The organism is Stenotrophomonas maltophilia group sp. Smal32, assembly GCF_030237085.1.
Lineage (GTDB): Bacteria > Pseudomonadota > Gammaproteobacteria > Xanthomonadales > Xanthomonadaceae > Stenotrophomonas > Stenotrophomonas maltophilia_Q.
In genome coordinates, this window is the sequence record NZ_JASJSI010000133.1 from 1 (window position 1) to 10,676 (window position 10,676).

The 10,676-nt window shown below is 64.5% G+C and carries 11 protein-coding genes; 8 read left to right on the plus strand and 3 right to left on the minus strand.

What is annotated here, in order from left to right; translation table 11 throughout:
• Positions 1 to 263: 263 nt before the first annotated feature.
• The 3 genes from QRO91_RS20200 to ykgO form a co-directional block, all read right to left on the minus strand.
• A complete protein-coding gene (locus QRO91_RS20200; RefSeq protein WP_197651064.1) occupies positions 264 to 1,301 on the minus strand; it encodes an agmatine/peptidylarginine deiminase in 1,038 nt (345 codons plus the stop codon).
• A gap of 39 nt (positions 1,302 to 1,340) precedes the next feature.
• A complete protein-coding gene (locus tag QRO91_RS20205; RefSeq protein WP_227837998.1) occupies positions 1,341 to 1,640 on the minus strand; it encodes a hypothetical protein in 300 nt (99 codons plus the stop codon).
• A gap of 176 nt (positions 1,641 to 1,816) precedes the next feature.
• Complete coding sequence (ykgO, locus tag QRO91_RS20210; protein WP_005409283.1) at positions 1,817 to 1,942, minus strand: type B 50S ribosomal protein L36; 126 nt, start codon at positions 1,940 to 1,942, stop codon at positions 1,817 to 1,819.
• A gap of 197 nt (positions 1,943 to 2,139) precedes the next feature.
• Here ykgO and cmk point away from each other — a divergent pair, with 197 nt between their 5' ends.
• From cmk to galU, 8 genes are all read left to right on the plus strand, one after another.
• On the plus strand, positions 2,140 to 2,817 hold the full coding sequence (gene cmk, locus QRO91_RS20215; RefSeq protein WP_005409284.1) for a (d)CMP kinase: 678 nt from the start codon (positions 2,140 to 2,142) through the stop codon (positions 2,815 to 2,817).
• 198 nt (positions 2,818 to 3,015) lie between these two features.
• Positions 3,016 to 4,701, plus strand: a complete 1,686-nt coding sequence (gene rpsA / locus QRO91_RS20220) for a 30S ribosomal protein S1 (RefSeq protein WP_005409285.1) — start codon at positions 3,016 to 3,018, stop codon at positions 4,699 to 4,701.
• A gap of 88 nt (positions 4,702 to 4,789) precedes the next feature.
• Complete coding sequence (locus QRO91_RS20225; protein WP_005409286.1) at positions 4,790 to 5,095, plus strand: integration host factor subunit beta; 306 nt, start codon at positions 4,790 to 4,792, stop codon at positions 5,093 to 5,095.
• A 76-nt stretch (positions 5,096 to 5,171) separates the two neighbouring features.
• Positions 5,172 to 5,453: a LapA family protein gene (locus QRO91_RS20230; protein WP_049428022.1), complete on the plus strand. Its 282-nt coding sequence runs from the start codon at positions 5,172 to 5,174 to the stop codon at positions 5,451 to 5,453.
• Between the two features lie 6 nt (positions 5,454 to 5,459).
• A complete protein-coding gene (gene lapB, locus QRO91_RS20235) occupies positions 5,460 to 6,638 on the plus strand; it encodes a lipopolysaccharide assembly protein LapB (RefSeq protein WP_049428020.1) in 1,179 nt (392 codons plus the stop codon).
• Positions 6,639 to 6,641: 3 nt separating this feature from the next.
• Positions 6,642 to 7,619, plus strand: coding sequence for a glycosyltransferase family 4 protein (locus QRO91_RS20240; protein ID WP_049428018.1), 978 nt, complete (start codon positions 6,642 to 6,644; stop codon positions 7,617 to 7,619).
• Positions 7,620 to 7,634: 15 nt separating this feature from the next.
• Positions 7,635 to 9,548, plus strand: a complete 1,914-nt coding sequence (locus QRO91_RS20245; protein WP_049428017.1) for a nucleoside-diphosphate sugar epimerase/dehydratase — start codon at positions 7,635 to 7,637, stop codon at positions 9,546 to 9,548.
• Positions 9,545 to 10,423, plus strand: coding sequence for a UTP--glucose-1-phosphate uridylyltransferase GalU (gene galU / locus QRO91_RS20250; protein ID WP_024956143.1), 879 nt, complete (start codon positions 9,545 to 9,547; stop codon positions 10,421 to 10,423). The genes QRO91_RS20245 and galU overlap by 4 nt, the downstream gene beginning before the upstream one ends.
• Positions 10,424 to 10,676 lie beyond the last annotated feature (253 nt).

A 10,676-nucleotide genomic window follows, 5' to 3' on the forward strand; every position in this document is an offset into this window, starting at 1 on the left:
CGTTAAACGGGGCTACGTAAGGGGGGCGGGGTGTTTAGGGGGGGGGGTTTCGGGGGGGATAAACTGTAATTTTTCGCGGGGTGGGGGGGCCCGGGGGTGGCGCGGGGTTTATGGGGGGTTTTTGTAGCGCCGCGCCGTTGGGGGGGTGGTTGCGGTTGGGTGGGGGGGCGCGGCCCGGCGGGGGTGGGGGGGCCTATAAAAGAAGCGTGGCGAGCTTGGCTCGACTAAACAAACGGGGGGCGGGGCGCGGCCCGGCACTACCGTTACGCCTTCAACAGCCCTGTCGGCAGCTGCATGGTGATGCAGTGCAGGCTGCCGTTCTGCCAGATCAGCGAGCGGCAGGGCACCTGCACGATCTCGCGGCCCGGGTGCGCCTGCGCCAGCACGTCGCGGGCCAGGTCATCGGCCGGGTCGCCATAGGCCGGCATCAGCACCGCGCCATTGATGATCAGGTAGTTGGCGTACGAAGCGGCCAGGCGGCGGCCTTCGTCGATCACCGGCTGTGCCCACGGCAGCGGGAACAGGCGGTACGGCTTGCCATCCTTGGTGCGCAGCGCGGCCAGCTCATTGCCCATCGCCTGCAGTTCGGCGTAGTGCGAGTCGCTCTCGTCGTCGCAGGCCTGGTAGACGATGCTGTCCGGCGAGGCGAAGCGGGCGAGGGTGTCGATGTGCGCGTCGGTGTCGTCGCCTTCCAGGTAGCCGTGGTCCAGCCACAGCACGCGGTCCTGCTGCAGCCAGTCGGCCAGGTCGGCGCTCAGGCTGGCGCGGTCGCGGTCCGGGTGGCGCTCGTGCAGGCACTTCCAGGTGGTCAGCAGGGTGCCTTCACCGTCGGTCTCGATGCCGCCGCCTTCCAGCGCGAACGGGATGCTGCGCACCGGCGCGTCGTTGAACACGCCGGCCTGGTCCAGCACGCCCACCAGCTGGTCATCCAGGGTGGCGTCGAACTTGCCGCCCCAGCCGGTGAAGCGGAAATCCAGCAGCTGGAAGCCGCCGTCGGCACGGCGCAGGGTGATTGGGCCGGAGTCGCGTAGCCAGGTATCGTCGTAGGCGGCCGTGGTGAAGTGGACCTTGTCCATGTCGATGCGGTTGGAGCGCAGCCGCATCTCGGCGTAGGTCTCCACATCATCGTCGGCCACGCAGATCAGCACCGGCTGGAAGCGGGTGATGGCCGCGACCAGAGCGATGTAGGTCTCTTCCACCTGGCCCAGGCGGTCGGCCCAGTCGGTGTCGGCGGTGGGCCAGGCAATCAGGACGCCGCTCTGGGCTTCCCACTCGGCAGGAAAACGAAGGGTCTGGTTCATGGTCTCGCTACACAGGCCCGCCCACGGCGGGTAATGGGATCAACGGATCGGCGGTTTCGGGCCGATTTCGTTCGGGTCCGCCTGGTTGGCCACCACGTCGATCACCTTCTGCTTCTCGAAGTAGACGGTGAACTGCGGGTACACCCAGCGGTTGATGGTCGGCCATTGCCGCTTCTGCCCGCCACGCGGCTGCAGCTGCTCGCTCGGCGCGCCGAACTGCGCCTGCACCTGCTGCATGCTCTGGCCGCGCACGGGCAGGGCACCGGCCGGCTTCTCGCGGGCGCGGTCGACAAGCAGGGTATCGGCCAGTGCCGGTGTGGCGGCGGCCAGGGTGGCCATCACGGCCAGGGCGGACAGGTAACGCTTCATCTCGATCTACTCCCCAGTGGTCAAGAAAGGCGATTACAGCAAAAACGGCAGGAAAAAGCCGCATAAACAAAAAACCGCCCGAAGGCGGCTTTTTGCATCGGGTCGGCCCCGCGTAGGGCCAGCCGCAGCCGCGAAGGCTGTTGGGCTTAGCGCTGACGCGCCTTGAAACGCGGGTTCGACTTGCAGATGACGAAGATCTTGCCACGACGACGCACGACCTTGCAGTCACGGTGACGGGCCTTCGCCGACTTCAGGGAGGACAGGACTTTCATGGCATACCTCGGCGTAAACAGTAGTTGTTCGGGTGGAGCGTGGCCGCGATATGCGAAAGACAATCGGCAGTTGACGCTCGTTCAAGCCCGCCATTCTACCGGGCTTTTCCTCGTGGTTTCAAGTGGTTGCACAAAAGATCCCGCTGGGGGTGTCTGGCAGGGGCTAGAATGACCCCTTCACACGCTCTGGGACCCCCATGAATCCACTCGCCCCCGTCCTGACCATCGACGGCCCTTCCGGGGCCGGCAAGGGTACCATCAGCCGCATCATCGCGCGCCGGATGGGCTGGCATTACTTGGATTCGGGCGCGCTGTACCGCGCAGTGGGCGTGGCCGCGAGCTGGGCAGACATCGACACCTCCGACGCCTCGGCGCTGGTGCGCTGCACCTTCGATACCCATGTTCAGTTTGTTGAGCAGGGCGAGTCGATGCGGGTCATGGTCAATGGCACCGATGCCACCGACGAGCTGCGCCTGGAGACCACCGGCGCCCTGGCCTCGGCCATTGCCGCCATTCCGGAGGTCCGAGCGGCCCTGAAGGAGCGCCAGCGCGCATTCAGGGAGCTGCCCGGCCTGGTCGCCGACGGCCGCGACATGGGCACGGTGATCTTCAAGGACGCCCCCTACAAGGTCTTCCTGACCGCCAGTGCCGAGGAGCGCGCCGAGCGCCGGCATAAGCAGTTGAAAGACAAGGGGGTTTCTGTTAACTTTGATGACCTCCTGCGCGAGATCATGGCCCGCGACGCCCGTGATGCTCAGCGTACCGTGGCGCCCCTGAAGCCGGCAGACGATGCTGTCCTCATCGACACCACAGGCATCGGCATCGATGATGTCGTTGCCCGAGTGATGGATCTGCTTCCGGTTCCGGCTGCCTGATCCGTTCGCGCAGGAGCACTGCCAGCAGCATCGGTGGTGGTCGCGCAAAGCAGTGCTGTACCAGCTCCGTCGCGCAATGATGCGTGGCGGTTTTCCTACTACACACGACCTGCGTTTCCGGGGTCGACCAACAGGCGGGCGGTCGCCATTCCCCTGAAGGGGACGCCACCGACCCATGTGTCCAACAGAGTAAATCTAATGACCGAATCATTTGCCGAACTGTTTGAAGCCAGCCAGGCCAACCTGGCCAAGCTGAAGCCGGGCGCCATCGTCAGCGGTACCGTTGTTGAAGTCCGCGGCGACGTCGTGGTGATCAACGCTGGCCTGAAGTCCGAAGGCATCGTGCCGATCGAACAGTTCCGTAACGACGCTGGCGAAATCGACGTCGCCGAAGGCGACATCGTCAAGGTCGCCCTCGACTCGATCGAGAACGGCTTCGGCGAAACCGTCCTGTCGCGCGAGAAGGCCAAGCGCGCGATGGTGTGGGACGAGCTGGAAGAAGCGTTGGAAAAGAACGAAACCATCACCGGCCGCATCAGCGGCAAGGTCAAGGGTGGTTTCACCGTGGACATCAAGGATGTCCGCGCCTTCCTGCCGGGTTCCCTGGTCGATGTGCGCCCGGTGCGCGATCCGGCCTACCTGGAAGGCAAGGAACTCGAGTTCAAGCTCATCAAGCTGGACCGCAAGCGTAACAACGTCGTGGTCTCGCGCCGCGCTGTCGTCGAAAGCGAGCACTCGGAAGAGCGCGAGCAGCTGATGGACAAGCTGCAGGAAGGCGCGATCCTGAAGGGTGTCGTCAAGAACCTGACCGATTACGGCGCGTTCGTGGACCTGGGCGGTATCGACGGCCTGCTGCACATCACCGACATGGCGTGGAAGCGCGTGCGTCACCCGTCGGAAGTCGTGAACGTCGGCGACGAGCTGGACGTCCGCGTGCTGAAGTTCGACCGCGAGCGCAACCGCGTTTCGCTGGGCCTGAAGCAGCTGGGCGAGGATCCGTGGGACAACATCGGCCGTCGTTACCCGGCCAACAGCCGCGTCTTCGGCAAGGTCTCCAACGTCACCGATTACGGTGCATTCGTTGAGATCGAGCCGGGCGTCGAAGGCCTGGTGCACGTCTCCGAGATGGATTGGACCAACAAGAACGTCAACCCGTCCAAGGTTGTCCAGGTTGGTGATGAAGTCGAAGTGATGGTGCTGGACGTCGATGAAGAGCGTCGCCGTATCTCGCTGGGCATGAAGCAGGTTGCCGCCAATCCGTGGGAAACCTTCGCTGCCACCCACAAGAAGGGTGACAAGGTGTCGGGCCAGATCAAGTCGATCACCGACTTCGGCATCTTCATCGGCCTGGACGGCGGCATCGACGGCCTGGTCCACCTGTCCGACATCAGCTGGAACACCACCGGCGAAGACGTCGTTCGCAACTTCAAGAAGGGCGATACCCTGGACGCAGTTGTCCTGGCTGTCGATCCGGAGCGCGAGCGCATCTCCCTGGGCGTGAAGCAGCTGGAGCAGGATCCGTTCGGCCAGTACATGGCTGCCAATCCGAAGGGCTCCAAGGTTGAAGGCGTGGTGAAGGAAGTCGACGCCAAGGGCGCGATCATCGAGCTGGCTGACGGCATCGAGGGTTACGTTTCGGCCCGCGACATCGCCAACGAGCGCGTTGACGACGCCACCCAGCACCTGAAGGTCGGCGACAAGATCGAAGCCAAGTTCGTGGGCATGGACCGCAAGGGCCGTACCCTGCAGCTGTCGATCAAGGCCAAGGATGACGCGGAAATGCGCGAAGTGCTGGAGGAATACCAGTCCTCTTCGGCTTCCAGCGGCACCACCCAGCTGGGCGCGCTGCTGCGTGCACAGCTGAACGGCAACAAGTCCGAGTAATCGGCCTTACGCTGTTTGTTGTTTCCTGGACGGCCCGGGCTTCTGCCCGGGCCGTTTCAGGCTGAGATGCCCCTGATGTGAGCCGGTAATGACCAAATCCGAACTGATCGAAATCCTTGCGCGCCGCCAGGCGCACCTGAAGGCCGATGATGTCGATCTGGCGGTGAAGTCGTTGCTGGAAATGATGGGCGGATCGCTGTCCGCCGGGGATCGCATCGAAATCCGTGGTTTTGGCAGCTTCTCGCTGCACTATCGTCCGCCGCGCCTGGGTCGCAACCCGAAGACCGGCGAATCGGTTGCCCTGCCGGGCAAGCACGTCCCCCATTTCAAGCCGGGCAAGGAACTGCGCGAGCGGGTCAGCAGTGTGCTGCCGCTGGACGCCGATCCGGCCTGAGCCTCCGTCGCGCCACCGCGTGCGAATCCAGCCGCGGGTCGGATAAGCTACGGACTCCTGCCACTGGAGCTGTCGCATGAAGGTCTTTCGTCTGCTGGTCCTGCTGGCGGTCCTGATCCTTGGGCTGATCATTGGTGCGGTCAACATGACCGCGATGTCGATCAACCTGCTGTTTACCCAATTGAATACCTCCGTGGGCGTGGCGCTCATTGCGGCCCTGCTGATCGGTGTCATCGTCGGTGCCGGCCTGGTGCTGGTGAGCGTGGTCATTCCGCTCTACAGCCAGCTGCGCCGCGCCAACAAGTCCGCCGCCATGCCGGCCGCGGGTGTTTCCCCCCAATCTTTTGATGGACGCTGATCGAAGATGGATTTCGTCACCGAGTGGCTGTGGTTTTTCCTGTTCGTTCCGCTGGCCGCACTGGCCGGGTGGGTGATTGGCCGGCGTGGTGGCCAGCGCCACGGTGACAACCAGGTCAGCCGCCTGTCCAGCACCTACTTCCGTGGCCTGAACTACCTGCTCAACGAGCAGCCGGACAAGGCCATCGAACTGTTCCTGCACATCGCCGAGCTGGACAAGGAAACCTTCGAGACCCAGGTTGCGCTGGGCCACCTGTTCCGCCGCCGCGGTGAAGTCGACCGCGCCATCCGCCTGCACCAGGGGCTGGTCAACCGCCATGACCTGAGCGACGCGCAGCGCGTGCAGGCCCTGCTGGCGCTGGGCGAGGACTACATGAAGTCCGGCCTGCTGGACCGTGCAGAGACTGTGTTCACCGAGCTGGCGCAGCTGGACCAGCGCGCCCCGCAGGCGCTCAAGCACCTGATCGGCATCTACCAGGCCGAGCGTGACTGGGAAAAGGCGATCGACAACGCCACCCGCTTCGAAGACGTCACCGGCGAGCCGATGGGCAAGCTGATCGGGCAGTTCGAATGCGAACTGGCCGAACGCTTCCGCGGTGCTGGCAAGCTGGAAGAGGCGAGGGCGGCGATCGCCCGCGCCTACCAGGCCGACGCCATGTCGGTGCGCGCCGGCATCATCGAAGGTCGCCTTGAGACGGATGCGGGCAACGCTGAAGCCGCCGTGCGTGCATTCGAACGTGCCGCGCGCAACGATCCGGAGTACCTGCCCGAGCTGCTGCCGGCGTTGATGGAAAACTACCGCAAGGTCGGCGACCTGGGGGGCGCGCGTGCGTTCCTGTCGGAAATGACCGAACACTACCGTGGCATCGCCCCGGTGCTGGCCCTGACCCGGCTGATGGAAGAGCAGGAGGGTGTGGCTCCGGCCCGTGCCTACCTTGGCCGCCAGCTCAAGGATCGTCCGTCGGTGCGCGGCGAATCCGCGCTGATCGACCTGACGCTGGCCGAGGGCGCCGATTCCACTGCGACCCTGCATGACCTCAAGCACATCACCGACCAGCTGCTGGTGCGCAATCCCGCCTACCGGTGCACCCGTTGCGGATTCGGTGCACGCACCCACCATTGGCAGTGCCCGAGCTGCAAGGAATGGGGCACGGTCAAGCCACTGCTGAACTACGCGGTGCTCTGATCCATGCCGTGGCTCGTGATGGGCGCGCTGCTGGGGCTGGCCCTGCTGAGTGCGGGGTTGACCTGGGCGGCACGGGGTTATGCCCTGCGCCAGCAACTGGTGGACCAGCCCGGCGAGCGTCGCAGCCATAGCGTGGCAACGCCGCGCGGTGGTGGTATCGCCATCGTCGTCAGCCTGCTGATCACCGCCGGTGCAGCGATGTGGGTCTGGCCGGAATCGACACCGAGCCTGCTGGTGGCCAGCCTGGGCCTGGTACTGGTGGCGGGCATCGGCTGGTGGGACGACCACCGGCCGTTGCCGGCCATGCGCCGCCTGCTGGTGCACTTCATTGCTGCCGCGCTGCTGGCCGCCCTGGTCAAGGTGCACGGTGGAAGCTGGTTGCTGGCCGGGCTGGTGCTGGTATTCACAGCCTCGTTGATCAACATCTGGAACTTCATGGATGGCATCAACGGTATTGCTGCCAGCCAGGCCATTGTCGTTGCACTGGGCCTGGCGCCGATACTGCCCTGGCCGTACTCGCTGGCGGCGGTGGCGCTGGGCCTGGCCTGCCTGGGTTTCCTGCCGTTCAATTTCCCGCGGGCGCGGATATTCATGGGTGATGTCGGAAGTGGCGCGCTTGGCTATGCAGTCGCCGTCGTCCTGGCCATCGCCGCGGTGCGTACCGATATCCACTGGATCCTGCTGCTGGTGCCGGCTTCGGCATTCCTTGTGGACGCGGGCTTCACACTGGCGGCGCGCATCATTTCCGGACAACGCTGGATGGAACCCCATACCCAGCACGTCTACCAGCGGGCGGTGCAGGCAGGAGCCAGCCACGCCCAGGTGACAGGGATGTACTTTGCTTTGGGCCTGTTCAGTATTACAGTGCTTAATGTCTGCTCCAATCTGCAGCCGAGGTGGGAGGCTGTCCTGGCGATCGCGTGGTTTCTCGCGCTGAGCGTCCTCTGGCTCCTCCTGCGCAATGGATTGCGTCACCGATAAGGAACGACCTGACTTATGGCTTCACCTTGGCGGGACAGAATTCTTGGCCTGATGCCGCGTTCGGCCATCGTCTGCCACGACCTGTTCATGGTCTGGGCATGCTGGCAGCTGCTCCATGCGGGGCGGTACTCGATCCTGCCCAACGCGCCCGCGCTGCCCCTCTGGAACGTCGATACCACGCTGGTGCTGCTGCTGCAGGGCCTGGTGTTCTGGCGCGTGGGCCTGTATCGCGGGCTGTGGCGTTTCGCCAGCGTCAGCGACCTGCTGAACATCTTCAAGGCCAGCTTCATCGGCCTGGTCGGCATCGTGCTGGTGCTGATGTGGAAGCGTTTCGACGGTGTGCCGATGTCGGTGCTGGTGATCTATCCGTTCGCGCTGTCGGCGCTGCTGGGCGCGCCGCGCCTGCTGTACCGTGCCTGGAAGGATTACCAGGCACTGCAGTCCGATTCGAGCGCACGCCGCGTGCTGATCCTGGGCGCCGGGCAGGCAGCCGAGACCCTGGTCCGCGATCTGCGCCGTTCCGGCAACTTCGAGCCGGTTGGCCTGCTGGACGACGCACCGCACCTGCGCGGCGCCAAGCTGCAGGGCCTGCCCATCCTGGGCAGCCTGGATGACGCACCGTCGGTGGTTCGCGAGACCGCGGCCAAGTTGCTGGTGATCGCGATGCCGTCGTTGGATGCCGCTGGCATGCAGCGGGTGGTCGCCATCTGCGAAAGCACCGGCGTGCCGTTCCGCACGGTGCCCAAGCTGAGCGACATCCTGCAGGGCCAGTCGCTGCCCGGCCAGCTGAAGGAAGTGGCGATCGAGGACCTGCTCGGCCGCAAGCCGATCACCCCGGACTGGAACCTGATCCGGGGTTGGTTGGGTGGGCGCACCGTGATGGTTACCGGTGCCGGTGGCTCGATCGGCTCGGAGCTGTGCCGCCAGTGCGCGCGCCACGGTGCCGGTCGCATCATCCTGCTGGAGATCAGCGAACTGCTGCTGCTGACCATTGAAGGTGAGCTGCGCCGCAGCTTCCCCGATATCGAGATCGAAGCGGTGCTGGGCGATTGTGGTGATCCCGCGGTGATCCGCCATGCGCTGTCGCTGCATCCGGTCGACACCGCGTTCCATGCGGCCGCTTACAAGCATGTGCCGGTGCTGGAACGGCAGCTGCGCGAAGCCGTGCGCAACAACATCCTGGCGACCGAGAACGTGGCCCGTGCCTGCCTGGAAGCCCGCGTCGAGCATTTCGTGTTCATCTCCACCGACAAGGCGGTGGACCCGGTCAATGCGCTGGGTGCCAGCAAGCGCTATGCCGAGATGATCTGTCAGAGCCTGGACCAGAAGTCCACGCATACCCGGTTCGTCACGGTGCGTTTCGGCAATGTGCTGGCCTCGGCCGGCAGCGTGGTGCCGCTGTTCCGGGAGCAGATCCTGCGTGGTGGGCCGGTCACGGTCACCGACCCGGAAGTCACCCGTTACTTCATGACCATCCCCGAGGCCTGCCAGTTGATTCTGCAGGCAGCGGCTTCGGCTTCGCACGGTGCGATCTACACGCTCGACATGGGCGAACCGGTGCCGATCCGGCTGCTGGCCGAGCAGATGATCCGTCTGGCGGGCAAGCAGCCGTACAAGGATGTGCAGATCATCTATACCGGCCTGCGTCCGGGCGAGAAGCTGCACGAGACGCTGTTCTATTCGGACGAGGACTACCGTGCCACCGCGCATCCGAAGGTCCTCGAGGCCGGTGTCCGCATGTTCTCGCGTGATCTGGTGCTGGGCAACGTCCCGCGCCTGCGGGAAGCAGTCGGCAGCTACGACACCGGAACCATCAAGGAAGTCCTGTTCGCGACGATGCCCGAGTTCTCGCCAATCGAACAGGATGCTTACATTTCATCCGCTAAAGTCGTGCCCTTTCCGGCACGCGAGGCCAACAGGCACCAATGAGCAAGCGAATTCGCAAAGCAGTTTTCCCCGTGGCGGGTCTGGGGACGCGTTTTTTGCCAGCAACCAAGACCGTACCGAAGGAGATGCTGCCGATCATTGATCGGCCGCTGATCCAGTACGCGGTGGATGAAGCAATCGAGGCGGGCTGTGACACGCTGGTGTTCATCACCAACCGTTACAAGCATGCAGTCGCCGACTATTTCGACAAGGCCTACGAGCTGGAGCAGAAGCTCGAGCGCGCTGGCAAGCAGGAGCAGCTGGAACTGATCCGTCACGTACTGCCCAATGGCGTGCGCGCGATCTTCGTGACCCAGGCCGAGGCGCTGGGCCTGGGCCATGCGGTGCTGTGTGCCAAGGCCGTGATCGGCGATGAACCGTTCGCGGTGCTGCTGCCGGACGACCTGATCTGGAACCGTGGTGATGGCGCGCTGAAGCAGATGGCCGATCTCAACGAAGCCAGTGGCGCCAGCGTCATTGCGGTTGAAGATGTGCCGCACGACAAGACCGCCAGCTATGGCATCGTCGCCACCGAGGCCTTTGATGGCCGCAAGGGGCGCATTTCGCAGATCGTGGAGAAGCCGAAGCCGGAGGACGCCCCAAGCGACCTGGCGGTGGTCGGACGCTACGTGCTGAGCCCGAAGATCTTCGAGCTTCTGGAGCAGACCGGCAGCGGTGCCGGCGGCGAGATCCAGCTGACCGATGCGATCGCGCAGCTGCTGAAGACCGAAGAGGTCGATGCCTATCGTTTCGAGGGCACTCGTTTCGACTGCGGTACACACCTGGGGCTGGTGGAGGCGACGATCCGCTTCGCGCTGGACAACCCGAAGCTGGCAGGGCCGGCGCGGGAGAAGCTGACGGCGATGTTGGCGGAATAAGGTTTATCAAGCGCTCCGTGCAGCGCCTTCCTGCAAAGTGGGGGAGGCGCGGGCAGTCCGCTGCAGGACACGCCGTAAAACCCAACCCGGGGGGGCGATGGCGCCCACCAAGGCGCCAACCCTCCTGGAGCCGTCTGCGCACGCCTCAGGCCACTTTACAGGGAGGGCGGCCGGGAAGGGGGGCATAAAAGGGAAAATCAAAAACAAAAACCACCCCCCGGGGGGCGTTTTTTAATTGTTGGGGGTCTTTCCC